16 protein-coding genes and 1 riboswitch are annotated in these 25292 nt (G+C 61.4%); of the genes, 6 read left to right on the plus strand and 10 right to left on the minus strand.

What is annotated here, in order from left to right:
* Nucleotides 1-6 precede the first annotated feature (6 nt).
* The 5 genes from CRO23_RS02010 to CRO23_RS02030 all read right to left on the minus strand — a co-directional run bounded on the left by CRO23_RS02010 (nucleotide 7) and on the right by CRO23_RS02030 (nucleotide 11534).
* Nucleotides 7-4833 (minus strand): hemagglutinin repeat-containing protein, encoded by a 4827-nt coding sequence (locus tag CRO23_RS02010; RefSeq protein WP_097101304.1) that lies wholly within the window; start codon nucleotides 4831-4833, stop codon nucleotides 7-9.
* 45 nt (nucleotides 4834-4878) lie between these two features.
* Nucleotides 4879-6558, minus strand: a complete 1680-nt coding sequence (locus CRO23_RS02015) for a ShlB/FhaC/HecB family hemolysin secretion/activation protein (RefSeq protein ID WP_097101306.1) — start codon at nucleotides 6556-6558, stop codon at nucleotides 4879-4881.
* 385 nt (nucleotides 6559-6943) lie between these two features.
* Nucleotides 6944-7861 carry a ketopantoate/pantoate/pantothenate transporter PanS gene (gene panS / locus CRO23_RS02020; RefSeq protein WP_033639257.1) on the minus strand — a complete coding sequence of 306 codons (918 nt, stop codon included), beginning with the start codon at nucleotides 7859-7861 and terminating at the stop codon, nucleotides 6944-6946.
* Nucleotides 7862-8004: 143 nt separating this feature from the next.
* Entirely contained in the window at nucleotides 8005-9372 is a 1368-nt protein-coding gene (gene lysC / locus CRO23_RS02025; protein WP_028128299.1) for a lysine-sensitive aspartokinase 3, read from the minus strand.
* A gap of 107 nt (nucleotides 9373-9479) precedes the next feature.
* Nucleotides 9480-9673: riboswitch (Lysine riboswitch) on the minus strand.
* Nucleotides 9674-9725: 52 nt separating this feature from the next.
* On the minus strand, nucleotides 9726-11534 hold the full coding sequence (locus tag CRO23_RS02030) for a cation:proton antiporter (protein WP_028128300.1): 1809 nt from the start codon (nucleotides 11532-11534) through the stop codon (nucleotides 9726-9728).
* 229 nt (nucleotides 11535-11763) lie between these two features.
* Here CRO23_RS02030 and pgi point away from each other — a divergent pair, with 229 nt between their 5' ends.
* Nucleotides 11764-13410, plus strand: a complete 1647-nt coding sequence (gene pgi, locus CRO23_RS02035) for a glucose-6-phosphate isomerase (RefSeq protein ID WP_033639258.1) — start codon at nucleotides 11764-11766, stop codon at nucleotides 13408-13410.
* Nucleotides 13411-13471: 61 nt separating this feature from the next.
* Here pgi and CRO23_RS02040 read toward each other — a convergent pair whose 3' ends face one another.
* Nucleotides 13472-14905 carry a capsule assembly Wzi family protein gene (locus CRO23_RS02040; protein WP_097101308.1) on the minus strand — a complete coding sequence of 478 codons (1434 nt, stop codon included), beginning with the start codon at nucleotides 14903-14905 and terminating at the stop codon, nucleotides 13472-13474.
* Between the two features lie 225 nt (nucleotides 14906-15130).
* On the opposite strand from CRO23_RS02040, the gene psiE reads away from it, so the two are divergent.
* Nucleotides 15131-15538 carry a phosphate-starvation-inducible protein PsiE gene (psiE, locus tag CRO23_RS02045; protein WP_015379238.1) on the plus strand — a complete coding sequence of 136 codons (408 nt, stop codon included), beginning with the start codon at nucleotides 15131-15133 and terminating at the stop codon, nucleotides 15536-15538.
* A 208-nt stretch (nucleotides 15539-15746) separates the two neighbouring features.
* Here the strand turns inward: psiE and malG are convergent, their stop codons facing one another.
* From malG to malE, 3 genes are read right to left on the minus strand one after another with little or no spacing between them, the layout of a single operon-like run.
* On the minus strand, nucleotides 15747-16637 hold the full coding sequence (gene malG, locus CRO23_RS02050) for a maltose ABC transporter permease MalG (protein WP_097101310.1): 891 nt from the start codon (nucleotides 16635-16637) through the stop codon (nucleotides 15747-15749).
* 11 nt (nucleotides 16638-16648) lie between these two features.
* Nucleotides 16649-18226 carry a maltose ABC transporter permease MalF gene (gene malF / locus CRO23_RS02055; RefSeq protein WP_016930287.1) on the minus strand — a complete coding sequence of 526 codons (1578 nt, stop codon included), beginning with the start codon at nucleotides 18224-18226 and terminating at the stop codon, nucleotides 16649-16651.
* Between the two features lie 57 nt (nucleotides 18227-18283).
* The gene (gene malE, locus CRO23_RS02060; protein WP_016930286.1) at nucleotides 18284-19477 is read right to left on the minus strand and encodes a maltose/maltodextrin ABC transporter substrate-binding protein MalE; all 1194 of its coding nucleotides are present in this window, start codon (nucleotides 19475-19477) and stop codon (nucleotides 18284-18286) included.
* Nucleotides 19478-19835: 358 nt separating this feature from the next.
* Here malE and CRO23_RS25375 point away from each other — a divergent pair, with 358 nt between their 5' ends.
* From CRO23_RS25375 to malM, 4 genes are all read left to right on the plus strand, one after another.
* Complete coding sequence (locus CRO23_RS25375; protein ID WP_097101311.1) at nucleotides 19836-20807, plus strand: alpha-amylase family glycosyl hydrolase; 972 nt, start codon at nucleotides 19836-19838, stop codon at nucleotides 20805-20807.
* The gene (malK, locus tag CRO23_RS02070; protein ID WP_016930284.1) at nucleotides 20800-21909 is read left to right on the plus strand and encodes a maltose/maltodextrin ABC transporter ATP-binding protein MalK; all 1110 of its coding nucleotides are present in this window, start codon (nucleotides 20800-20802) and stop codon (nucleotides 21907-21909) included. Before CRO23_RS25375 ends, malK begins: the two co-directional genes overlap by 8 nt.
* A 32-nt stretch (nucleotides 21910-21941) precedes the next feature.
* Complete coding sequence (locus CRO23_RS02075; RefSeq protein WP_028127550.1) at nucleotides 21942-23231, plus strand: maltoporin; 1290 nt, start codon at nucleotides 21942-21944, stop codon at nucleotides 23229-23231.
* 97 nt (nucleotides 23232-23328) lie between these two features.
* Nucleotides 23329-24234: a maltose operon protein MalM gene (gene malM, locus CRO23_RS02080; RefSeq protein WP_060445041.1), complete on the plus strand. Its 906-nt coding sequence runs from the start codon at nucleotides 23329-23331 to the stop codon at nucleotides 24232-24234.
* Nucleotides 24235-24289: 55 nt separating this feature from the next.
* Here malM and CRO23_RS02085 read toward each other — a convergent pair whose 3' ends face one another.
* The gene (locus tag CRO23_RS02085) at nucleotides 24290-25273 is read right to left on the minus strand and encodes a nucleoside hydrolase (protein WP_079451596.1); all 984 of its coding nucleotides are present in this window, start codon (nucleotides 25271-25273) and stop codon (nucleotides 24290-24292) included.
* Between the last annotated feature and the right edge of the window lie 19 nt (nucleotides 25274-25292).

Raw genomic sequence — 25292 nt, forward strand, 5'->3', positions numbered from 1 at the left:
GGCGTGTTATTTGCCGCTGAACACCCCGGCTTTGGCGTCCGCTTGCTGAGTTGAAGCATGGCCGCTGGCGAACGGTACGTTGCCGTCAACGCTTTGCTTCGCCGCGCCGCCTAGCAGCCCGCCGATCGTGGCGGCCGCATCGACGCGGCCGCCGCCCTGATAGCGCTGGCCGCTGACGTCCTGCTGGCTGACCTGGCCGCCGCCCAGTTCCACCTTGCCCTGCTGGCTGCGGATCTCGCCGCCGGTCAGTTGGGTTTGGCCGCCGACCTGCAGCGCCACGCCGTTCTTGCCGGTAATCGCCGACTGCTCGCCAACCGCGTTGTTGTTCACCACGTCGGCATTGACCTTGAGGTGCCCCTGGCGACCGGCCGGCCCGGTGATGCTGTCTTTCACCGCGCCGCCGACGGTGCGTGCGCCGCGATCCCACAGCGGGCCTTGCGGTTTTTCGCCGGTCGGCGTTGCCGGCAGCGTGACTTTGCCGTCGGCCTTGCTGAAGCTGACCGCGCCGGTGGTGTCCTGCTGCGGATCGAGGCGACGCGCCACGCTGTTGTACTTGTCGGTGGTGGCGTCGGCCACTTTGTTCACTCCGGCCTCCAGTTTCTCTTTCACCTTACCGGCGTAACGCGGTGTGCCGACCTTCGACAGCTTGGAGGTGATGCTGCTGCCCGGATCGTTGCTGTGGCTCAGGCCGGCATCCACATCGACCTTCACACCGTTCTCAACGTCTTTGCGGCTTTCAACGTGCAGATTGCCGCCCACCTTGCCTTGTACGCTGTCGGCATCGACACGCGCGCCGGCGAGACGGGTGTCTTTGCCGCTGTTGATCGCCACGTCGCCCGCGGTGATGCCGGCGTTGGCGTGGATGGTTTTATCCTGCTGTTCCACGCCGACCTTCAGACCGGCGCCCAGCGTGTGGGTATCTTTGCCAGTGTTCGGGTCGACCTTGCCGCCGGCGTCCTTGTTGAAGGTTTGGCCGCCTTTGGCGTTGGCTTTGATGCCCAGGCTCCAGTTGTCCTTATGCTGCTCGTTTTTGGCGGACTCCAGCAGGATGCCGCCGTTTTTCGCCTCGAGCGCGGCGCTGCCGCCGCTGACTTTGGCGCCCTGCAGATGCAGCGCGTCATCGCCTTTGCCGTTGGCGGACAGGGTGACCTTGCCGTCTGAGGCGATAGTGGCGCCCTGACGCTCGGTCGTGGACTCATTCACCTTGGCGATGTCGAAGGCGCCGCCGGCGGAGAGGTTGCCGCCGGTTTTTTCCTTGCTGTCGCTGCTGCCGGCGCCCAGATCGATATTGCCGGACAGCTTGCTTTCCTTACGCGTTTGGGTCGATTCCGCCGCCTGCAGTGCGACCTTGTTACCCGCGCTCAGGCTGACGTCGCCCTGGCTCTTGACGTTGGTGCCCTGCAGCGTCAGATCGGGGCCCGCCTTCAGCTCAACGCCCTGTTGGCCGCTGACGTTGCCGACCTGCGCGGTGCTGCTGCTGCTTTCGCCGTTGTGGGTGCCGCCGCCGAACCCGGCGCCGAAGTTTTTACTGTCGGCGGTGAAACCGCCCTTGGCGGAGGCTTTGACGTTAAAGCCGCTGTGGCTTTCGCTCTGCTTGTCGCTGGCCTGATCAAGGCGGATATCGCCGCCGGCGTTGACGGCGGTTTTACCGCTGCCGCCGTTCAGCGCGGTGCCCTGATAGACCGCGTCTTTTTTCACGTTGACGTTGATGCCGTTGGCCGCGTCGATCGAGCCGGTCACCGCCTGGCTGGCGCTGCTGTTGCTGCGCTGGGTGCCGCCTTCGCCCTTGGCGTCCACGGTCAGATCGCTGCCGGTGGAGGTGTAGACGCGCACGCCGGCGCTGCCGCGGGTATCGCGGCTCTGCTCTTCCTGACGATTTGTCGCAGCTTCGCTGCGGTGGCTGTCCGCCGTCAGCGTGACCGCGCCTTTGTTGGCTTGATATTGCGTGCCCTGATCGCGCACTTCGCCTTTGGCGTTGATGCCGATGCTGCCGGCTTTCACCGAGCTGACCACCGCCTGCGAGCTGCTGCTGCGTTTTTCGCTGCTGCCGCCCTGTGCGCCGATATCCAGGCCGACGTTAGGCGCGCCGATGCCGCCGATGTCGTTGATGACGCCGGTGGCGTCCAGCTTGGCCGCCTTGCCGACCGCGCGTTCGACCGGACGGGTCACGGCGCTGTAATCGACGTTGGCGCCGATGTTCACGCCGACGTCGGTTTTGGTGGTGGTGGTGCTGGCGGTGTCGGCAGCGGCCAAATGATCGACGCCGGCGGCGTTCTCTTGGTAGGCGCCGCCGACGCTGTGCTGCGCGCCTTGCTGGGTCAGCTTGTCACGGGCGTTGACAGTCAGGTTGCCTTTGACGTCGCTGCCGGAGGTGACCGCCTTGCTGCTCTGCGCCTGCGTTTTGCTGTTCTCGTAGCCGGCTTCCACGCCGCTGCCGAGCTTGTCGATGCCGCCGGTATAGTAGAAACCGCCGCCGATCTTGGTCTGCTCGGTGTTCGAGGTGGTTTTGTCGTCGGCCGCCAGGAACGAAACCTTATTGCCGCTGACGCTGGCGTCGCCTTTGTCGGCGACCAATTTGGAGCCGCTGAAGGTCACGTCCTTATCCGCTTCGAGCTTCACGCTGCCGCCGCTGAGGGTGGCGCCACGATTCTCGGTGCGGGTAGTTTTCTCGCTGTCGCGGGTGTGTTCGATGCGTACACCGGCGCGGTATTGCTTGTCGCCGGCTTCTTTGGCGTAGCCGTTGACGGTAAGCGCGGTCTTCTGCTCGTCGATGTTCTGCTGCTGCTCGGCGGCCTTGACGTTGATGTTGCCGGTCTGTGAGGTGACGTTCAGTTCGCCGCCGCTGGCGACCTGGCTGCCGATCACGTCGGTATCCTTACGGCTGACCAGCTTCAGGTTGGTGTCGGACTTCAGTTCGCTGGCGGTACTGCTCTGGTAGCTGTTGTCTGCCTTGTGCGAGCTGCTGGTGATGTTGAACACGGTGCCGGTGCGCGCGTCGATTTTGTCCACGGTGGTGCTCAGCGCGTTGTCGATGCGCAGGCCGCCGTGGGTGGCGGTGACTTCGCCACCTTTCTGGCCGCGCGCCTTGCTGCCGGTGATGGTGACGCCCTGCTGGCCGTTCAGGCGCAGGGTGCCGCCGCTGGTCAATTCGGAAGCGTGGCTGATCTCGCGGCGATTGCTGTTGTTCTTGTTGTCGCCGCCGCCGATGCCGCCCCAGGAGGTTTTGTCATCGCGCACCGCTTTGGCGTTGGCGGTTTTCTGCACCCCGACCTGGATCTGGTTGTCTGCATCGATCGTCAGATCGCGCTGGGCGTGAATCTTGGCGCCCTGAGTCGAGACATTGCGACCGGCTTTCAACGTCAGTTCGCCCTCGCTGCGCAGTTCGCTGGCCTTCAGGCTTTCGCTTTCGTCGCTGCTGCTCCATCTGCCGGTGCGCAGGCTGGAGGTGTGGTTGCGTTGGTAGCCGCGCTCGCTGGATTTGTCCTTCTCCACCAGCCCGGCAAGGTGTACGTCGCGCGCCGCTTTGACGCTCAGCGCGCGGTCGGCGCTGACGTTGGCGCCCAGCAGTTTCACGTCTTCCTGGGTGCTGATGAGTTTGGCGCTGCCGCTGGCGGCGACGGTGCTGCCCGCCTGCTGCAGTTGCTCGCGTTCGCGGGTAACGTCGTATTGCCAGGAGTAGAACCAGCGATCGTCGGTATGGCCTTGCGTCTGCTTCAACTGCTGGCCGTCGAGCGTCAGTTTGCCGCCCTGCAGCGTAATGTCTTCGCCGCGGATATCGGTGGCGGTGAGGTGCGCGTGATTATCCGCCACCAGGCTGATGTTCTTGCCTTTCAGTTCGGTGCGGGTCAGCTTCTGGCTGCTGCTGCGATCGTTGACGTAGATGCCGCCACGGTAATTTTGATAGTTATCGCCGCCGTTTTTGTTGCTGCTGGCGTCGTCGACGCGGCTTTCGCTGCGAATGTCGTAGGCCTTCACCTTGAGTTCATCGCCGGCGGTCAACGAGCCGGCCAGCTTCACGCCGCTGCCCTGCGCGGTGTTGATGATGTTGATGCGCCCGGCCTGCATGCTGCCGAGGTAGTAGCTGTCCAGCGCGGTCGGCATCTGTTGGCTAGCCTGCACCGTGCCGTCGCGCGCCACACGGTTAAGGCCGCTGATGGCGTTGATCGTCGCCGAGGTCACTTTACCATTCGACTGTTTGAAATCTTGCACGATCACTTCGCCGCGGCTGTCGATCTTCGGCGCGATCAGGTCCAGTACGCCGCCGGCGTTCAGGGTGCCATTGAGGCTCAGAGTGTTGCGGTTGCCGAAGGTGCTGTAACCCTGCAGCACGCCGTTTTCCACCAGCGGGTTGCCGACCACCAGTGAGGAATGGCTGGTATTGATGAACCCGCAGCCCTGACAGCTGATGCCGTTCGGGTTGGCCAGCACGTAGTCGGCCGCCATGCCGAAGATCTCTTGCTGGCCATGCAGCAGAGACGGGTTGCGGCCGATCACTTCGTTGAGGATCACGCTGGCTTCGCGTCCGCCCAGATTGGGGTTGGCGCCCAGTTGGCCGGCCAGCTGCGACAGTCCCGCCTCGCGGGAGTTGTTCAGCACCGCGCCGGGCTGGTTGACGTTGAAGTCCTGATATTGGTTGTGCGACAGCCCGTTGCCGTTCGGCGCGACGATATCGACCACCTGCGCGCCGGTGGCGGCGGTGGAGACGCCGGGGCCGTTGGCGCCGTTGGCCGCAACGATCTCTGCGGCGTAGGCGCCGGCGGAAGCGGCGAGAATAATCGCCAGCGCAGCGGCCAGTTTGCCTGCCGCCGAAAGTCTGAAGTTATTATTTTTCATCCATGTCTCTCCGTATATTGCCGTGGGGTCCTGCAAAACTGTTGATTAAAAGGTGTAAGAAAAGCGGGCCAACACCTGAACGGGATCTTCCGGCGTAGCGTGGTTGGACAAAATCCAGCCGCGGCTGACCTCCAGATCGACCAGCGCTCGCTGATAACGCAATGTGGCGCCGGTGCTTATACCGGCGCTGCTGCGCCAGCCAGAGTTGTCCTGACGCGGCAGAATGCGGCCGACGTCGGCGCCGAGGCGCGGCGTCAGCGTGGTGGCGCCCAGATTGAAACTGCGCGACAGCGTATTCTGCAGATACCAGCCGTTGTCCCCGGACTGGGTGCTGCGGCTGAAGCCGCGTACGGCGCTGCGATCGGTGAGGCTCAGCCACTCCACGCCGGGCAGCGGATCGCGGCTGTACTGGCCGTAGAACAGGTTGTTGAGCTGATAGGTGGCGTCGCCCAGCCTGAGGCGCTGGCTGAGGTTGGCGAACAGCTTGCCCTTGGTGAACTGGCTGTCGAGGTGCACCGAACTCGGGTGGCGGCCGGCCCCCAGCCACGGCATCCCCTGCTCGACGCTGAGGTTGGCGCTGAACACGCCATTGGGCAGAATTTGCAGGTGGCTGGCGCTCAGTTCGGCCAGGGTCAGCGTTGGGCTGCTGACCTCAAGGCGCACGCTTTCGAAGTAGTTATCGATGCGCTTGTAGGTCAGCTGGCCGCTCAGGCTGTCTATCTGATCGTGATCGCGATAAAACACGTAGTCGCTGCGCAGCCCGTACTGTTGGGTCTGGCCGTGCAGTTTGACCACGTTGTGCGGCAACTGCTGGTGGTTTTCATAGGACGAGAAGCTGGCGAACCCGCTGAAGGTGAACGCGCCGTACGGCAGCGAATAGAGCAGGGTATAGGCGCGATTATAGCGGTGAGCCGGATTTTCCAGCGTGCTGTTGGCGTTCAGGCTGACAAAGTCCGACAGGCCGAACGGGCTGTCCAACGTGGCGGTGGCGCGCGCCAGCCACCGGCCGGTGCTTTTTTGTCCGTAATTATCCGTGCCGGCGGTAATCAGCCAGGGCTTGTCATGCTGATTGCGCAAGCGAATAACCGAACCGCCAACCTGGCGGCCGGGCAATATATCCAGCTTGGTGGTATTCGATTGCAAACGGTTGGCCTGATCCAATCCCTGATCAAGCTCGGTTAATTTCAACGGCTTGCCTTCCAGCCCCGGAAATAATAAACGGCTGTTGACCCAGCGATCGCCGCCTTCTATTTTCTCGATAAATCCTTCGGTCACGCTTAACCCCAATTCTCCTTGTGAATTAGGGCGAACAATTTGCACGCGCGCGGTGATATAGCCTTTTTGCACATAAAGGCGCGTTAATTCACGGGTCAGGCGATTGATATCGTTGCTGCTGATGCACTGTTCCGGCAGCGCGCTCAGGGCCGATAAATCGGCCGGCGAGAGCAGGGTGACACCCTGCAGATAAACGCCGGCGATCGGCAGGCACTGCGCGGACTGCGGCAGGGCGGGCGCGGCCGGTTCCGGTTCCGCCAGCAGGCGCTGTTGCTTCAGCTGCTGGTAGCGGCGTTGCTCAATCAACTGGTTGACTTCACGCGTGCTGTCTTGCAGCGCGCGGCGCGACTCCCCCATCGACATATCCTGCATCATGTGGGAGTCCGGCAGGGTTTCAGCGGAAAGGGCCGTGCTGACCAACAGCGTCAAGGCGGTGATTTTTTTTATCATTGTAATCCATTATGAGAGGCCGCCGGGGCAGCCAGCCCAATCCATGAGGTTAACCACGGGCGGCCGACGGCCGGCCCGAAATAATGAGCGACATGCACATTGCGAGATATCTTGATTTGCCGCAGCAAATAAGACGGTGGGTATATATCTAAATAATAATTAGGCTGCTTCTTTTATGGCGGGCAACCCTGGTGACTTAATTAATTAAAAAAAGTGGAGCATCTCTTCCTCTTGCCAACATTATCGGCATGGATAGGAAGAATCTGAATTTTTATTTTTCACGGATGATAGGGTATGGGGGGAATTATGACAATCCGACCAGTGGGAAATACGAAATTTCGCAGGAAAGAAAAGGGACGCAATTGTTTGCGTCCCTGCAGGCGGTTTATTTTTTCTTGATAGGGCGGCCGGACCAATAACCCGCCAGCAGCGAACCGGAGAGGTTGTGCCAGACCGAGAACAGCGCGCCCGGCAGCGCGGCCAGCGGCGAGAAGTAGATTTTGCCCAGCGTGGCCGCCAACCCGGAGTTCTGCATGCCCACTTCGATCGCCAGCGTGCGGCAGGTGGACTCGTCGAAGCCGAACAACTTGCCGCCCCAATAGCCGCTTAGCAGACCGATGCCGTTGTGCAGGATCACCGCGACGATCACCACCAGACCGACCGAGGCGATATGGCTTTGGCTGCCCGCCACCACCGCGCTGATGATCGCCAGAATGCACGCCATCGACAGCGCCGGCAGCAGTGGCTCGATGCGTTTCACTGCCTTGGTCAGGGTATGGTGGACGATCAGACCCAGGCCGATCGGGATCACCACGATCTGCAGAATGCTCAACAACATGCCCATGATATCGACGCTGATCTTGGCGTCGACGTACAGACGGGTCAGCAGCGGCGTGGCGAACACCCCCACCAGCGTTGAGACCGCCGAGATGGTCACCGACAGCGCTACGTCACCCTTGGCCAGATAGATCATCACGTTGGACGCGGTGCCGCTGGCCACGCTGCCCACCAGCACCATGCCGGCGGACAGATCCGGCGGCATGCGGAACAGCATCGCCAGGAGCCAGGCCGCCAGCGGCATGATCAGATAATGCAGGAAGATGCCTGCCGCCACCGGGCCGGGGCGCGCCAGCACGCGTTTGAAGTCGTCGAGCCGCAGCGTGACGCCCATGGCGAACATGATCAGCATCAGCAGCGGGCTGACGTAGGGGCCGATACCGGTAAAGGTGGTCGGCGTGTAATAAGCGGCGACGGACAGCAGTATCGCCCAGAGGGGGAATAAGCGCGTGAGCAGTGCCAGCATGCAGGTTTTCCTTAGCCAGATTGAGAACGGCGGGTGTGGTTGTGTTTTTATTGCGGGCTCAACATGCTGAACCCCTGCAGGTTTTGAACGGATTTTTAGACGCAGGGGCGCAGCATGCTGCGCCCGCAATCAGGGATAATGACTTATTCGAACAGGTTGTGATGCAGGGTACGCACCACCTGCTCGGCTTCTTCGCCCGGCACCAGGAAGCACAGGTTATAGCTGCTGGCGCCGTAGCAGATCAGGCGGATATTGAACGGATCGAGCACGCCAAACACCTCTTTGCCCACGCCGCAGGCGCGCGACAGCTGGTTGCCGATGATCGCCACCAGCGCCAGGTTTTCTTCCACTTCCACCCGGCACAGCGACGACAGTTCGGTCAGCAGTGAGGTGGTCAGCAAGCTGCCGCCGACGGAGGTGGCGCCGGTGGTGTCCATGGTCAGTGCGATGCTGACTTCCGAAGTGGTGATCAGATCGACGGAGACATTATGGCGCGCCAGGATGTTGAACACCTCGGCCAGGAAACCGCGCGCGTGCAGCATGTTCAGGCTGTGCAGCGTCAGCAGCGTTTGCTTGCGGCGCAGCGCCAGCGCGCGGAACAGCGGCGGGTTCTCGGTGGTGTTGCACACCAGCGTGCCGCCGGCCGCCGGATCCTTGCTGGAGCCGACGAACACCGGAATATCGCTGCGCACCGCCGGCAACAGGGTGGCCGGATGCAGCACTTTAGCGCCGAAGGTGGCCATTTCCGCCGCCTCTTCGAAACCGATTTTGTCGATGCGCTTGGCCGCCGGCACCACGCGCGGATCGGTGGTGTAGATGCCCGGCACGTCGGTCCAGATATCCACCCGGCCGACGCCGAGCGCCTCGCCGAGCAGCGCGGCGGTATAGTCGCTGCCGCCGCGGCCGAGCGTGGTAGTGCGGCCTTTCGGCTCGCTGCCGATAAAGCCCTGGGTGACCACCAGCGCTTCCTGCAGGCGCGGCTGCAACTGCGACCGGGCCAGTTCGCTGAGCGCGGCGCTGTCCGGCACGGCGCGGCCGAAGTGATCGTCGGTGCGCATTACTTTGCGCACGTCGAACCATTCGGCCTGCACGTTGCGGGCGCGCAGGATTTCAACGAACAGCAGGGTGGACATCAGCTCCCCATGGCTGACCAGTTCGTCGGTCAACGCCGTCGAGGTGGCCAGCGACGCGGCCTCCGACAGCATGGCGATGTTTTCCAGCAGGCGGTCTATCTCGTCGCGGATCACCGCAGGCGCCGCGAGGCGATCGAGGATGGCGTACTGGATGCGACGAATTTCATCAAGCTGGTAGTTGCGTTTGTCGGCCTCGCAACCTTCGGCCAGGGCGACCAACAGGTTGGTGACGCCCGCCGAGGCGGACAACACCACCAGGCGGACCTGCGGATTGGCCAGCACGACGTCGGCGCTGCGGTTCATGGCTTCAAAGTCGGCGACGCTGGTGCCGCCGAACTTGGCTACCACGGTGGAATTCTGGGGTGCTGCTTGGTTCATCTAGAAACCTCGTGTCAGGGATGCCCGTTTGGGGCACTGTAATTCCATAGCCTTGGCACAAGGGGAGAGCGGTAAACAGGGGGCAGGCGTAGAGGTCAGGCTACGATACACCCAGAAGCGCCCCACCTTGTCGATCGCCCTGTGGCGATCCCCTGGTGACAACCCAGGGGATTCAGCCCCTGTAGTCGATACGATAATGGCCGGCCATTATCGTACCTCGGCGTCGCTCCCCCTCGGGTGCCGTCAACGGAGAAACGGCTCCTCTGACACTCTACCTGGGCGACGCGCCTCTTCTGGCTTGCGCACCGGGTGCGCAAGTAGGCTGTTAGGAATAGCCGGTTATCGCCATTCTGTCAACGTACAGACGGTGAGGGATTTTCATCTTGCACCAGCGCGATAAGCGTACAGGGCATCGCGGGCGTGGAACCGGCGCCAATCGGTTGCAGAGAACCGTCTTCCTTTTGGCTGAATAGCGGAATAACGCCCTGATGTTTCTCCAAATACTCCAGCCAACCGAAATTTTCGTTCAATTTGGTCGCTTTGATGGTGGCCCCTCTGGCGAGCAGGCTGCTCAGGCGGCCGTAGGTGGCTTCCTGATTAAATAAAATTTCATGCCGGCGGAAACGCGAACTTTCCGCGCTGGCGCCGCGCCCTTTCAGCGGCGCCCCCGAACGGATGGCGAACACGTGATCTTCGCCGAAGAGATGGCCGAAGTGGTAGACCGCCAGCGCGTTTTGGTGGCGATTGGGTGACAGCGCCAGCACCTGGGCGATATTGCTCAGATCGAGGTAGTTCTCGGCGTGTTCGGAGTAGGCGTGGCCATAGTAGGCCGGAATGCCGTCCATGCGCGCCTGACGGTAGTATTCCCAACTGCTGTCGGTGACGATCACCGGCACGTTCAGCTTGATCAGCGCCTGCGCCAGCATGCGCGCCACGCTGTTGGCGCCGACGATCAGCACGCCGCGCGGTTTCTGCTGCTGCACCCGCAGCCAGCGCGCCATCATGCCGCTGGTCAGGCTTTGCAACACCACGGTGCCGATGATGATGGCGAACACCACGGTCACCAGCCGGTCGGCGCCCTGATAGCCGCTGCGCTGCAGCGTCAGCGCGAACAGCGAGCTGACCGCCGCGGCGACGATGCCGCGCGGGGCGATCCAGCACAGCAGCAGCCGATCGCGCCAGTGCAGGGAAGAGCGCCAGGTCGACACCGCGATGCACAGCGGCCGGGCGATGAACTGCACCGCCAGCAGCAGCAGGAGCAGCGGCCAGCCCATGTGCCACAGCGCCTGGATGTCGAGCCGCGCCGCCAGAATGATGAACAGCGCCGAGATCAGGATCGCCGACAGCTCCTCTTTGAACGCCAGAATATCGCTGGTGTCCACGTCGCGCATGTTGGCCAGCCAGATGCCCATCACCGTGACGGTCAGCAGGCCGGATTCGTCGGCGATGGCGTTGGAAACGCCGAAGGCGGTCAGCATGATCGCCAGCACCGCCAGGTTCTGCAGATAGCGCGGCAGCCAGACGCGGCGCAGCGCCAGGCCGAGCAGATAGCCGAACAGCGCGCCGGCGATCAGGCCGACGGCGGCGGTCACGCCCAGCGTCCAAAACAGGTGGGTATAGGACTCCGCATTCTGCTTCAGCACGATAAACTCGAACACCAGCAGGGTGAAGATGGCGCCGACCGGATCGATGACGATCCCTTCCCAACGCAACACCTGGTTAATGTTGGCGTTCGGCCGCACCACGCGCATCAGCGGGGCGATCACCGTCGGCCCGGTCACTACCGTCACCGCGCCGATCAGCGCCGCCAGCTCCGGCGGGAAATCCAGCAGCCACCAGCTGGCGAGGCTGATGACCAGAAAGGTGACCAGCATGCCAACGGTGACCAGGTTGCGCACCACGCCGCCGAGGCCGCGTATCTCCTCGAAGCGCAGCGTCAGCGCCCCCTCGAACAGGATGATCGCCACCGACAGCGACACCAGCGGAAACAGCAGATCGCCGAACAGCAGATCCGGCTGCACCAGATGCACCGTCGGGCCGAGCACGATGCCGAACAGCAGCAGCGGCAAAATGGCCGGCAGGCGCAGCAACCAGGCCAGCCACTGCGCCAGCAGCGACGCCAGACCGATAAGCACCAACATGAGCGGGGCGGATAATTCCATAAGCGAGATCCCTTTCAAATGACGAAATAAGCGACGATGACACAGCCTGATGACAATTCGGCAACCCCGATAACAGGCCGTTAGCCAAAAGTATAGAGTGAAAGCTGAAACGAGGCGGCAATGCGTTGACAGTTAGCGCCTATCGCAAGAAAAGAGATCATAATCACAGTCGAACAGGCTACAATCGGACAAACGCGTCATTTTTATTCTCAAGCCTAAGAGTGTTGCTATGAAAAATATCAATCCTAGTCAAACCGCTGCTTGGCAAGCCCTGCAGCAACATTATGCACAGATGAAAGACGTACGGATCGCCGACCTGTTCGCCCAGGACAGCGATCGTTTCTCCAGGTTCTCCGCGACCTTCAACGACCAAATGTTGGTGGACTATTCCAAGAACCGCATCACGCAGGAAACCCTGGAGAAGCTGCAGGCGCTGGCGAAAGAAACCGATCTGCAAGGCGCCATCAAATCGATGTTCGCCGGTGAGAAAATCAACCGCACCGAAGATCGCGCGGTGCTGCATATTGCCCTGCGCAACCGCAGCAACAGCCCGATCCTGGTCGACGGCAAAGACGTGATGCCGGAAGTGAACGCGGTATTGGCCAAGATCAAACAGTTCTGCGCGCGCGTCATCGGCGGCGAGTGGAAAGGCTACACCGGCAAGCCGATCACCGACGTGGTGAACATCGGCATCGGCGGTTCGGATCTCGGCCCTTACATGGTGACCGAAGCGCTGCGCCCTTATAAAAACCACCTGAACATGCACTTCGTCTCCAACGTCGACGGCACCCACATCGCCGAAACGCTGCAGCCGCTGAATCCGGAAACCACGCTGTTCCTGGTGGCCTCCAAAACCTTCACCACTCAGGAAACCATGACCAACGCCCACAGCGCGCGCGACTGGTTCCTGAGCAGCGCCGCCGATCAACAGCACGTGGCCAAGCACTTCGCCGCGCTGTCCACCAACGGCAAAGCGGTGGCTGAGTTCGGCATCGATACCGACAACATGTTCGAATTCTGGGACTGGGTCGGCGGCCGCTACTCCCTGTGGTCGGCGATCGGTTTGTCGATTGCGCTGTCCATCGGTTATGACAACTTCGAGCAGCTGCTGAGCGGCGCGCACGCCATGGACAAGCACTTCGCCGAAACGCCGGCGGAGAAAAACCTGCCGGTGTTGCTGGCGCTGATCGGTATTTGGTACAACAACTTCTTTGGCGCCGAAACCGAAGCCATTCTGCCGTACGATCAGTACATGCACCGTTTTGCCGCTTACTTCCAGCAGGGCAACATGGAATCCAACGGCAAGTACGTCGATCGCAACGGCAACCCGGTGGATTACCAGACCGGTCCCATCATTTGGGGCGAGCCGGGCACCAACGGCCAGCATGCGTTCTATCAGTTGATCCACCAGGGCACCAAGCTGGTGCCGTGCGATTTCATCGCGCCGGCCATCAGCCATAACCCGCTGGGCGATCATCACGCCAAACTGCTGTCCAACTTCTTCGCTCAGACCGAAGCGCTGGCGTTCGGCAAGTCGCTGGAAGTGGTGGAAGCCGAGTTCGCGGCGCAGGGCAAAACTCCTGAGCAGGTCAAGCACGTGGCGCCGTTCAAGGTGTTTGAAGGCAACCGGCCGACCAACTCGATCCTGCTGCGCGAAATCACCCCGTTCAGCCTGGGCAGCCTGATCGCGCTGTATGAGCACAAGATCTTCACCCAGGGCGCGATCCTGAACATCTTCACCTTCGATCAGTGGGGCGTGGAGCTGGGCAAACAGCTGGCTAACCGCATCCTGCCGGAGCTGGCGGGCAGCGAGAAAATCAGCAGCCACGACAGCTCGACCAATGCGCTGATCAACCGCTTCAAGGAATGGCGCTAAGCGCCTGAGCTGAAGCCAATAAAAAACCCGCCGCGGCGGGTTTTTTTACGTCTGCAAAAAATTACAGGTTGATCGGCACTTCGAAGCTGATGCCTGCACCCACGTCATCGGCGGTGCTGTGATCGCTGTCGGTGTACCACAGGCTGGTATCGAACTTAACCTGAGAATCGAAGCTGTAACCCCAGCCGAGCTGAATGCCTTTCAGCGTATCGGAACGCGGGAACGCCCGGTTGATGGTTTGGTTGTTCGGGTTCACCTTGGCGTACACCAGACGGGTGCTCCAACGTTGGCCATCGTCCAGCACCATTTCCACGCGCCCGGACAGCATCTGGCCGTCGCCGCCCATCGCGTGGCCCAGCGGATAACCTTGCTGGTAGTAACCGCCCCGATAGATGTAGTGGTTGTACATCACGTTGTTGGCGTTGCCGTTAGAGCGGGTATCAGAACCTTCGATATGCCAGTTGATCGTGGTCGGGCCCCATTCCGGATGGCCTTCAAGCCCCAGCATGTAAGCGTTATGCGAAGGCAACATGCCTGCTTCATCTTCACCGGTGATCTGGCCATAAAAGCTGACCGGCATGCCGATGAGCGGCTGCAGCTTGAGTTTGAAGTCAAAACCGCCCAACTGGTTGCCCGGATCGTTTTTCGGATCGCCGGTGTTATCGTTGCCGGTTACGCCATCCCAGAAGGAACTCCAGGAGTGCGGACGGCCATCACCACCCCACATCATGACGCGTGAAGCGCCCAGCTCCAGAAAGTCGGTCGGCATCATGGTCAGGCGGCCACCGATCAGCTTGGTGTCCGGTACGGCTGCGTATTGCGACAGCTGGCCGGCGGACAGCTGGTATTGCCAGCGGCCGATCCACGACAGCCACGGGGTTTCAAACGGCGATTGGTCGGCGCGCTGCAGCATAAAGCCGGCCACCGGGCGCGCGGCGTCGGAGCGGATCAGGCTGCCGTCGTAACCCGGGCCCCACCACTGGGAAACCTCGCCGAAGGAGAGCCATTGGTTCCAGATTTTCACTGCGCCGTAGGAGCCGTTCATGTTGAATTTGGAACCGTCGCTGACGCGCTGATCGCCTTCCACCGAGCCCTGCAGACGCACGTCCCAGAACTCGCCGTTGGCGCCGGCGCCGATGGTCAGGCGATCGTCGGCGTACTCGTTTTGGCCGAAGCCCTGCGGGGTGCCGGGTTTATCGGTCGACGCGTAACCGCTGACGCGGATGTTGGCTTTCAGAGAATCGACACGGCGCTGCACGCGGTCGATGACGTTTTTCTCGGTGTTGGTCACCGGCTTGGCCTGCGCGATAACGGAACTGATCTCTTCCTGACTCAGCGGCCAGGTGGACAGGCTGACGTTGATGACGCCGCGGTCAGACAACCAGGCGAGATCGTTACGCAGATCGTTGTCAGGGGCTACCAGGCCGGCGGCGTGGCCGGACAATGCACAGGTAAACAGGCCCGCAGCGACCAGTCCGTTAAGTTTAGCGCGCATAAAGAATTCCCTTGTTAATTCGAGGTTATTGGTTTTATGTAAAGATCTCTGTGACCCATGATAGTTGACATTTCGATTTGCTACAAATCTATAAGGCAGAAACATCTTATTATAACGTGATGAATTAAATGGGGTTTAAAGTGCTTTCACCTGGGACGGAATTTTTAGGACAATGCCTATATTGGCAGGGTTGAATCATATAAGCGGTATTCAGAGAGAGGTTTTATGGCAAAAACGTCGCGTTCGATCATGATAGCGAAGGGGCTGCAGCGAGTGCTGAACGTGGGCTTGTTGCTGCTGGCGGCAATTCTGGTGGTGTTTCTGGTCAAGGAAACCATCCATCTGGCGAAGGTGTTATTTATCAACAGCGAAGAGTCGTCTTCTTACCTGTTGATTGAAGGCATCGTGATTTATTTCCTGTACTTTGAATTTATCGCCTTGATCGTCAAGTATTTTGAGTCGGGTTATCATTTCCCGCTGCGCTATTTTATTTACATTGGCATTACCGCGATTATTCGTTTGATTATCGTGGACCACAAAAACCCCATCGATACCCTGATCTACGCCGCGGCGATATTGGTGCTGGTGGTGACGCTCTATCTGGCCAATACCGATCGGCTGAAACGGGAGTAGCGATAAAAATGGCGGCCAAAGGCCGCCAAAGACACAGGATATAATTACCCGTCGTCTTTCAAGCGACAGCGTTGTTGACTGCACTCGCTAACCCCAGTTACTTACTGAAGTAAGCGCCTGGGCTTAGCGAGCTGGTCGCCTCGCTGTAACTTGAAATCCATAGGGTAAAAGATAAGGAAAAACATCAAACGCACTGCAGTGGCACAAATTACCCCTTCACGCCGCCGGCCGTCAGGCCGCCCACCAGCCAGCGCTGCGCCAGCAGGAACACGGCGGTAATCGGTATCGCCGACAGCACCGCGGCGGCGGCGAAGTCGCCCCACAGGTAGTTCTGCGGGTTGAGATATTGCTGCATCCCCACCGCCAGCGTGTAGCTGTTCACATCGCGCAGCAGCAGCGACGCCACCGGCACTTCGGTGATGGCGGCGATAAATGACAGAATGAATACCACCGCCAGAATCGGCACCGACAGCGGCAACAGCACCAGACGGAATGCCTGCCACGGCGTGGCGCCATCCAGCGCCGCCGCTTCTTCCAGCGAATTGTCGATAGTTTCGAAATAGCCCTTGATGGTCCAGACGTGCAGCGCGATGCCGCCCATGTAGGCGAAAATCACGCCGCCGTGGGTGTTCAGGCCGATAAACGGAATGTACTGGCCCAGGCGATCGAACAGGGCGTACAGCGCCACCAGCGACAGCACCGCCGGGAACATCTGGAAGATCAGCATGCTTTTCAGCAACGAGCTCTTGCCGCGAAAACGCATGCGTGCGAAGGCGTAGGCGCAGGTGGTGGACAGCGTCACGATGCCGATGGCGGTGATCGCCGCGATCTTGATGGAGTTCCACAGCCACAGCAGCACCGGGAACGGCGGCGGCGTCACGCTGCCGTCGGCGTGGGTGACGCTGAAGCCAAGCGCCAGCCGCCAGTGATCCCAAGAGAGGGTTTCCGGTATCAGGCTGCCGGTGGCGAAGTTGCCGGAGCGCAGCGAGATGGCGACCACCATCAGCAGCGGAAACATGATCAGGGCGATAAAGCACAGCATCAAGATATGGGTGATCCACAGGCGCAGGCGCTGGGATTTGGGTTGAACCATGGCCATCGTTATTCTCCCTAATCAAAGTTCATCTTGCTGGCTTTCAAATTCAGGATCGCCAGCGCGCCCACCAGCAGGAAGATCAGCGTGGCGATGGCGGCCGCCAGGCCGAAGTCTTGCCCGCCGCCGCCTTCGAAGGCGATGCGGTAGGTGTAGCTGACCAGCAGATCGGTATAGCCAGCCGGCGTAGTGGTGCCGATCATGTCCGGGCCGCCGTTGGTCAGCAGCTGGATCAGCACGAAGTTGTTAAAGTTGAAGGCGAAGCTGGCGATCATCAGCGGCGTCAGCGGCTTGATCAGCAGCGGTAAGGTGATGCGGAAGAAGTTTTGCCACGGGTTGGCGCCGTCCATCGCCGAGGCCTCGTACAGATCGTCCGGGATCGCTTTCAGCAGCCCCATGCACAGGATCATCATGTACGGGTAGCCGAGCCAGGTGTTGACGATCAGGATCATGCTCTTGGCGGTGAGCGGATCGCTGAACCAGGCGGGTTTGATGCCGAACAGATGGCTGAGCATCATGTTGATTTCGCCGAAGCTCTGGTTGAACAACCCTTTGAAGATCAGGATCGAGATGAACGACGGCACCGCATAGGGCAGGATCAGCAGCACGCGGTAGATCGCCTTGCCTTTCAGCGCCTCCCACTGCACCACGCAGGCCAGCACCATGCCGACCGCCACGGTGAGGATCACCGTCATCACCGAGAACACGATGGTCCAGATGAAGATCGATACGAACGGTTTCTTGATGCCCTCGTCCTGCAGCACCCGCAGGAAGTTTTTCCAGCCGGTGGTGACGGTATAGCCCGGGCTCAGGGTTTCCTGCGCCCAGCCGCCGTCGGCGTTGATCGCCTGATAGAAGCCGATGTCGCCGTTCGGCCGGTAGCGCACCTGGGTCTGGTTATTGGTCAGCGTACTGCCGTCTTTGTCCAGCGCATACAGCGGACGGGTGCCGGAGAACTGGCGCAGTGAACTCATGCGCAATTCACCGCCGTCGGGCAGTTGCGCCACCAGCTGGCTCAGCGCCTGCCGGTTCTGGGTGATCACCCGCAGCGTGGCGCGCTCGCCCTGCGGCGCGGCGCTCTGTGTGGTCAATGTCAGGGTTTGCGGCGCCGCGGCGTCGAGGCGGAAAGGCTCGGAGAGCAGCGGCTGTTCACTGTCCGGTGGCGTCAGCTGCAGGCGCCACTGCTGATTTTCCGCCGGGTAGAGGCCGAAGGTGAAGGTTTTGCCACTCTGGAACTGGCGTTGCATCAGCACCGATTGCGCGCGCTCAAAGGTCAGCTGGTTGGTGCTGCTGTAGTTGGTAAAGGCGATGGCGATGGTGCAGATCAGCGGGAACAGGACGAACAGCCCCATGCCGGCGATGCCGGGATACACATAGCGCCAGGCGTAGGCGCGGCGGTTGGCGAAGACGTAAAGCCCGGCGCTGACCAGGATCAGCGTCAGGATGGCGAACAGGTATTCACCCTGTGCATACATCAACACAATCAGGTAGCAGGTCACCAGGCTGAACAGGCCGACCACCAGCCATTTCAGCGCGTCGCTTTGCCACCACTTCGATTTTTTACGCGCGGGCGTCCCGGCGTGAGCGAATTGCATAGGGCGTTCCTTTCTGTGAAGCAACGGCGGGGCGCCACGGCGCCCCGCACGACGTCGTTACTTGGTGATACGGGTCTGTACGTCGTCCAGCGCGGCTTTCACCGTCTGACGGCCGCTGACGGCGTTGATCACCGCGCTGCGTTCGGCGTACCAGAAGGCGCTCATCTGCGGGATGTTCGGCATGATTTCCCCGTTTTGCGAGTTCTGCATGGTGGCGGCGATCTTCGGATCTTTGGCCAGCGCTTCCTGATAGGACTTCAGCGCCACCGCGCCCAGCGGTTTGTCTTTGTTGACGTCCGCCAGCCCTTCGTTGGTCAGCAGGTAGTTCTCGAGGAACTCGGTCGCCAGCTCTTTATTCGGGCTGGCGGCGTTGATGCCGGCGGTCAGCACGCCGACGAACGGTTTGGACGGCTTGCCTTTGAAGGTCGGCAGCAGCGTCACGCCGTAGTTGATTTTGCTCTGCTCGATGTTGTTCCAGGCCCACGGCCCGTTGATGGTCATCGCGGTCTGGCCTTTGTTGAACGCGGCTTCGGCGATCGAGTAGTCGGTATCGGCGTTGATGTGTTTGTTTTTCACCAGATCGACGATGAACTGCAGGCCGGCCTGCGAACCGGCGTTGGCGACGCCGACATCCTTGATGTTGTATTTGCCGTTTTCATACTTGAAGGCATAACCGCCGTCGGCGGCGATGATAGGCCAGGTGAAGTAGGGTTCCTGCAGGTTCCACATGATGGCGCTCTTGCCGCCGGCGCGCAGCTGTTTGTCCAGCGCCGGGATCTCTTCCCAGGTCTTCGGCGGCTGTTTGACCAGGTCCTTGTTGTAAATCAGCGACAGCGCTTCGACGGCGATCGGATAGCCGATCAGCTTGCCGTCATAACGCACGGCGTCCCAGGTGAACGGGAACAGCTTGTCCTGGAAGGCTTTGGACGGGTGGATTTCGGCCAGCAGGCCGGACTGCGCATAGCCGCCGAAGCGGTCGTGGGCCCAGAAAATGATGTCAGGACCGTCGCCGGTGGCGGCCACCTGAGGGTATTTTTCTTCCAGCTTGTCCGGGTGCTCGACGGTGACCTTGATGCCGGTGTCTTTTTCGAATTTCTTGCCGACTTCCGCCAGGCCGTTATAGCCCTTGTCGCCGTTGATCCAGATAACCAGTTTGCCTTCCTCAATCTTGGCGAAGGCGGAAGAAGAGAGCACCAGGGTGGCCAGTGCCGAGAGCGCCAGCGTGCGGGCGAGGGTAATGCTGCGAGTCATAATCCAGTCCTTCTTTTTGTGGGCACATAAATCAAGGAGAGACGTTTCGCGGTAATAGTGGGTCACAACGCGACATATTCTCATCCTCCCCCCCTCTACGCCCCTGAGATGAGGAGTGTGATCCAGTTAACGTTGTGCTCTATTCTGTGGCGTCAGGCACAAAATAGGGGGGAGATTTTTGCCAGCCGGATCACAGATTTGCCTCAAGCGCGGAACTTCTCATCGCCGCGGTCGTTCTCTCATCCTCCCGCCTCCTCCCCCATGAAAAATCCTGTTACGGATGATTACCCTTTCCGGCGACTCCCGCACTATCGGCCCATCGATTTTTAACGCCACGCGCTGCAGGGATACCGGATTTATGTCGTCAATGCCTATCGCCACTCAGCCCACCCTGTACCGGATCCATCCGGCCAGTTTCCGTGACGGAAACGGGGACGGCGTGGGCGACGCGCACGGCATGCTGGCGGCGCTGCCGTACCTGAAAGCGCTGTCGATCGACGGCCTGTTGCTGCCGCAGACGTTGGCGCCGGAGGCCGAGGCGACGGTGACGGGCGAAGGGCTGACGCTGTGGTACGGCGATGACGCCAACCGCGTTCGCAATGCCGTCGCACCGCAGCGGTTCGCCCACGGCGCGCTGGCGCTCGACGTGATGCCGTTCAGCGCGGAAAAGCTGGTGGCGGTGCTGCACGCTCGCCGCGCCACGTTGGCGGACAGCCTGTGGAGCACCGGGGACGCCGATCAGCCAAGAGTGGTCAGCCGCTGGGGGCAGGGCGACCTGCGTTCCGCCGCCGCCTTTTTGACGCTGTTGGCGATGTTGCCGGCGCCGATCTGCCTGTATCAGGGCGAAGAGCTGGGGCTGCCGCATGCCGCCGGCCTGCAGGATCCGCGCGGCGCGCAAACGCCAATGCCGTGGCATGAAGCCCCCGAACAGGTCACCGCCGGGGAGATCAGCTGGTATCAGCAGGTGGCGATCGAACACCGCGCATTGGCCATCAGCCGCCAACAGCACGACAGCCACTCCACCTTACGTTACTGCCAGGCGCTGTTGGCCCTGCGCCGTTTGCCGCTCATCCAGCGCGGCGAGCTGAACGCGGTCAGCCAGCGGGACGGCGTGGTGCGCTTACTTATTACCCATCAGGATCAATGCCTTGAAGCGCTGATAAACCTGCAGCCTTATACTCAGGCGGCCGCGCCGTCTGAGGCGACCTTGCCGTTGGCATGGCAGCACGGCGCGCAGCAAGAGGGTCATCAATGGGTTTTGGCGGGCTTTGCCTCCGCCATTTTCACACGACATGTTAACTGCGAAAGCAGGGGAGTAACGCATGGCTAGCGTGACACTGCGCAGCGTTTATAAGGCCTTCGGTGAGGCCGTGATTTCCAAAGACGTCAATCTGACTATCGAAGACGGCGAGTTTGTGGTGTTTGTCGGGCCGTCGGGCTGCGGCAAATCGACGCTGCTGCGCATGATCGCCGGGCTGGAGGACATCACCTCCGGCGACCTGCTGATCGGCGAGAAACGTATGAATGAGGTGCCGCCTTCCGAGCGCGGCATCGGCATGGTGTTCCAGTCCTACGCGCTGTATCCGCACCTGTCGGTGGCGGACAACATGTCGTTCGGCCTGAAGCTGGCCGGCGCCAAGAAAGCGGAAATCAATCAACGGGTGAACCAGGTCTCCGAGGTGCTGCAGCTGGCGCACCTGCTCGATCGGCGGCCGAAGGCGCTGTCCGGCGGGCAGCGTCAGCGTGTGGCGATCGGCCGCACGCTGGTGGCCGAGCCGGACGTATTCCTGCTCGACGAACCGCTGTCCAACCTCGATGCCGCGCTGCGGGTGCAGATGCGCATCGAGATCTCCCGTCTGCACAAGCGCCTGCAGCGCACCATGATTTACGTCACTCACGATCAGGTCGAAGCGATGACGCTGGCCGACAAGATCGTGGTGCTCGACGCCGGTCGCGTGGCGCAGGTCGGCAAGCCGCTGGAACTGTACCACTACCCGGCCAACCGCTTCGTCGCCGGGTTCATCGGCTCGCCGAAGATGAACTTCCTGCCGGTCAAGGTCACCGCGGCGGAGCCGCGACAGGTGCAGGTCGAACTGCCCAACCGCCAACTGGTCTGGCTGCCGGTGGAAGGCGCGGGCGTTCAGCCCGGCGCCAACCTGTCACTGGGCATTCGCCCCGAACATCTGCTGCCCGGCGAAGCCTCTGAAGTGCGGCTTACCGGCGACGTACAGGTGGTGGAGCAGCTCGGCAACGAGACGCAAATCCACATCCAAATCCCGGCCATCCGTCAAAACCTGGTGTACCGCCAGAACGACGTGGTGCTGGTAGAAGAAGGTGCCACATTCGCCATCGGCCTGCCGCCTCACCGCTGCCATCTGTTCCGTGAAGACGGTACGGCATGTAAACGGCTGCACCAGGAGCCGGGCGTTTAAAGCATCAAAGTCGGTATAACAGGAGAATAATGATGACTACTCTGCGCAAACTTCCTCTGGCACTGGCTGTCGCCGCCGGTGTTCTCTCTACTCAGGCGCTGGCCGTGGATTTCCACGGTTACGCCCGTTCCGGCATCGGCTGGACCGGCAGCGGCGGTGAGCAACAGTGCTTCAAGGCCACCGGCGCCGCGAGCAAATACCGTCTCGGCAACGAATGCGAAACCTACGCCGAACTGAAACTGGGGCAGGAAGTGTGGAAAGAAGGCGACAAGAGCTTCTATTTCGACACTAACCTGGCCTATTCGGTCTCGCAGCGTTCCGACTGGGAAGACGTGACGCCGGGCTTCCGCGAAGTGAACGTGCAGGGTAAAAACCTGATCGAGTGGCTGCCGGGCTCCACGCTGTGGGCCGGTAAGCGTTTCTATCAGCGTCATGACGTTCACATGATCGACTTCTACTACTGGGATATCTCCGGCCCGGGCGCCGGTCTGGAAAACATCGATCTGGGCTTCGGCAAGCTGTCCGCCGCCGTGACCCGCAACTCCGAATCCGGCGGCTCTTACGGCTATCTGGATAACGAATGGAAACAGCGTCCGACCGTCAACGACACTTTCGACCTGCGTCTGGCCGGCCTGGAGTTGAACCCGGGCGGCACCCTGGAGCTGGGCGTGGACTACGGCCGCGCCAATGCGCAGGATAACTACCGCCTGGCCGACGGTGCCAGCAAAGACGGCTGGATGTTCACCGCGGAACACACGCAGAGCATCCTGAACGGTTACAACAAGTTCGTGCTGCAGTACGCCACCGACTCAATGACCTCGCAGAACAACGGCCGCAACGAAGGCGCCACCATCGATAACAACGGCAAGATGATCCGCGTGCTGGATCACGGCGCCATCGATTTCAACGATCAATGGGCGCTGATGTATGTCGCCATGTTCCAGGACATCGACCGCGACAACAACAACGGCACCACCTGGTACACCGTGGGCGTGCGCCCGATGTACAAATGGACGCCGATCATGAGCACCTTGCTGGAAGCCGGCTATGACAACGTCAAGTCTCAACGCACCGGCGATCGCAACGGCCAGTATAAAGTGACCCTGGCGCAGCAATGGCAGGCGGGCAACAGCATCTGGTCGCGTCCGGCCATCCGCCTGTTCGCCACCTACGCCAAGTGGGATGAGAAGTGGGGCTACGCCACCGGCGATGACACCGGGTATAACGCCGGCACCGCTTACAACGACACCAGCATGCATACCTTCAGCCGCGGCAAGGATGACGAAGTCACCTTCGGCGCCCAGATGGAAATTTGGTGGTAACGACAGGACGGGGAGGGCCGCAGGTCCTCCCCCAACCGCATTCGCCGCGGCCCGATCTCTTGCCTGATCCATCGCGGCGCTGAAAGAGGATATAACGATGAAAAAGAATCTGCTGTCACTCTGCCTGTCGCTGGCGCTGACCGTCGGCGCGCCTCTGGCGGCCAATGCCGATACGCCGGCCAACGTTTCCGTCGCGCCGGCCATCAGCGCCGCCACGCTGCAAAGCCTGCCGTGGCAGCCGCTGCAGCCGCCGGTGTCGCAAGAAGTGAAGCTCGACGCCGTCAGCCCGCAGCTCAATCAGGGCGAGATCCAGGGGGCGATCGCCGCCTATACCCTGCCGGCCGATCGCGGTTCGCTGGAAGTGACGCTGAGCAGCCTCGCCAAAAACAATTCGCTGTACGCGCCGAGCGTGCTGGTGCTGGATGAGCATTTGCGCCCGGCGGCATATTACCCGAGCAGCTATTTCCCGTATCAGCCGCCGGGGGCGATGTCCTCCGATCGTCTCGAAGGCACGCTGAAGCTGACGCCGGCGCTCGGGCAAAAACAGATTTACCTGCTGGTGTACACCACCCGCCAGGATTTGGCGAAAACCACGCAGCTGACCAATCCGGCCAAGGCCTATGCGCAGGGCGTGGGCAACGCGGTGCCGGATATCCCGGATCCGATCGCCGGCCACGCGACGACCGGCACGCTGAAGCTTAAGGTCACCGCGGAACAGGGCACCGGCAACGTGATGATCGGCATGCTGCAGCCTGCGCCGACCGTGGCGCCGGTGGTGGTGGGATCAACCGCACCGGCCGCCGTGGCGGCGCCGGCACCGACCCCGGAGAAACCGGCGGAGCCGATGCTCAACGATACCGAAAGCTACTTCAATAACGGCATCAAGCAGGCGGTGAAGGCGGGCGATATCGACAAGGCGCTGAAGCTGATGAATGAGGCCGAGAAGTTGGGCTCGACCACTGCACGTAAAACGTTTATCAGCAGCGTTAAAGGCAAGGGGTAACACCCGGCGCTGCCGATGCTGGCTCGATGATTGGTGCGCCTTGGCGCACCTTTTTTCATCCGCGCGCCAGCGTTGCGCCGATCAGCGTCAGCAGACGGGGGTTGTCCACCTGCTGCATGATGCGCACCGGCTTGCCCTGCGGCGGCGGCAGGCCGACCGTCAGGCGCAGGCCGCCCGGCCGCCAACGGCGTGAGCTGCCGCGCGTCAACGCCCCTTCCAGCGCCACATCCACATGGAACATTTCGGTCGTGACCAACTGCGGTTCCAACAGCCAGGCGATCACCAGCGCATCATGGATCCAGCAGCCCGGCAGGCACCGCGTATGGCGCGAATAGTCGATCCACGGCTGCGTGGTGGCGCGCAAATAGCGGCACAGCGGCGTATCCGGCTGGGTCAGTGCGGCCAGATCCGCCTGGGTCAGCATGGTCTGGGTGGTGACGTCCAGCGGGGCCAGCGTAATATTGGCGCCGCTGTTCAACACCAGCCGCGCTGCTTCCGGATCCAAACCAAAATTGGTGTCCTTGATGTATCCTTCGACGTTGAACACGCCGCCCATGATCACGATCTCTTTCACCGCCTGCGCCATCTGCGGGTAAAGCTGCATGGCGTGCGCAACGTTGGTCAGCGGGCCGATCGCCGCCAACGTGATCTCGCCGGGATGCCGGCAGATCAGTTCGCCGATGGCGATGGCGGCGTCCGGTGCGGGCGCGTTGGCCAGCGAGGGCGCGGGCAAGTCGCGCCACAGCGCTGCCAGCTTGGGATCGGCGATTGGGCGGTCCAGATGAGCGCGCCATGGCTCCGGCGGCTCGCTCAGGGCGCGCGCCGCGCCGAGGGCGACCGGCACCTGGTAGCCGCTTTGCGCCAGCAGATCGGTGGCGACGGCGAAGCCCACTTCGCGCGGGGTATTGCCGGCCACGATGCTGATCAGCTCCAGCTGCAGCTGCGGTTTGGCCGCCAGCGCCAGGGCCAGCGCCAGACCGTCGTCGACGTTGGCGCCGGGAACGCCGTTACCGGGATCGCAATCAATGATTAAACGCATAGTAAGGTGTCCTGAAAAT

The organism is Serratia sp. JKS296 (assembly GCF_900215445.1).
GTDB classification, from domain to species: domain Bacteria; phylum Pseudomonadota; class Gammaproteobacteria; order Enterobacterales; family Enterobacteriaceae; genus Serratia; species Serratia marcescens.

Excerpts from the sequence above, each read along its gene's own strand:
- CRO23_RS02085 (WP_079451596.1), bottom strand. The coding sequence starts at position 25,273 with ATGCGTTTAATCATTGATTGCGATCCCGGTAACGGCGTTCCCGGCGCC.
- malM (WP_060445041.1), top strand. The coding sequence starts at position 23,329 with ATGAAAAAGAATCTGCTGTCACTCTGCCTGTCGCTGGCGCTGACCGTC.
- CRO23_RS02010 (WP_097101304.1), bottom strand. The coding sequence starts at position 4,833 with ATGAAAAATAATAACTTCAGACTTTCGGCGGCAGGCAAACTGGCCGCT.
- lysC (WP_028128299.1), bottom strand. The coding sequence starts at position 9,372 with ATGAACCAAGCAGCACCCCAGAATTCCACCGTGGTAGCCAAGTTCGGC.
- panS (WP_033639257.1), bottom strand. The coding sequence starts at position 7,861 with ATGCTGGCACTGCTCACGCGCTTATTCCCCCTCTGGGCGATACTGCTG.
- CRO23_RS02040 (WP_097101308.1), bottom strand. The coding sequence starts at position 14,905 with ATGCGCGCTAAACTTAACGGACTGGTCGCTGCGGGCCTGTTTACCTGT.
- CRO23_RS02030 (WP_028128300.1), bottom strand. The coding sequence starts at position 11,534 with ATGGAATTATCCGCCCCGCTCATGTTGGTGCTTATCGGTCTGGCGTCG.
- malF (WP_016930287.1), bottom strand. The coding sequence starts at position 18,226 with ATGCAATTCGCTCACGCCGGGACGCCCGCGCGTAAAAAATCGAAGTGG.
- pgi (WP_033639258.1), top strand. The coding sequence starts at position 11,764 with ATGAAAAATATCAATCCTAGTCAAACCGCTGCTTGGCAAGCCCTGCAG.
- CRO23_RS02075 (WP_028127550.1), top strand. The coding sequence starts at position 21,942 with ATGACTACTCTGCGCAAACTTCCTCTGGCACTGGCTGTCGCCGCCGGT.
- CRO23_RS25375 (WP_097101311.1), top strand. The coding sequence starts at position 19,836 with ATGTCGTCAATGCCTATCGCCACTCAGCCCACCCTGTACCGGATCCAT.
- CRO23_RS02015 (WP_097101306.1), bottom strand. The coding sequence starts at position 6,558 with ATGATAAAAAAAATCACCGCCTTGACGCTGTTGGTCAGCACGGCCCTT.
- malK (WP_016930284.1), top strand. The coding sequence starts at position 20,800 with ATGGCTAGCGTGACACTGCGCAGCGTTTATAAGGCCTTCGGTGAGGCC.
- malG (WP_097101310.1), bottom strand. The coding sequence starts at position 16,637 with ATGGCCATGGTTCAACCCAAATCCCAGCGCCTGCGCCTGTGGATCACC.
- malE (WP_016930286.1), bottom strand. The coding sequence starts at position 19,477 with ATGACTCGCAGCATTACCCTCGCCCGCACGCTGGCGCTCTCGGCACTG.
- psiE (WP_015379238.1), top strand. The coding sequence starts at position 15,131 with ATGGCAAAAACGTCGCGTTCGATCATGATAGCGAAGGGGCTGCAGCGA.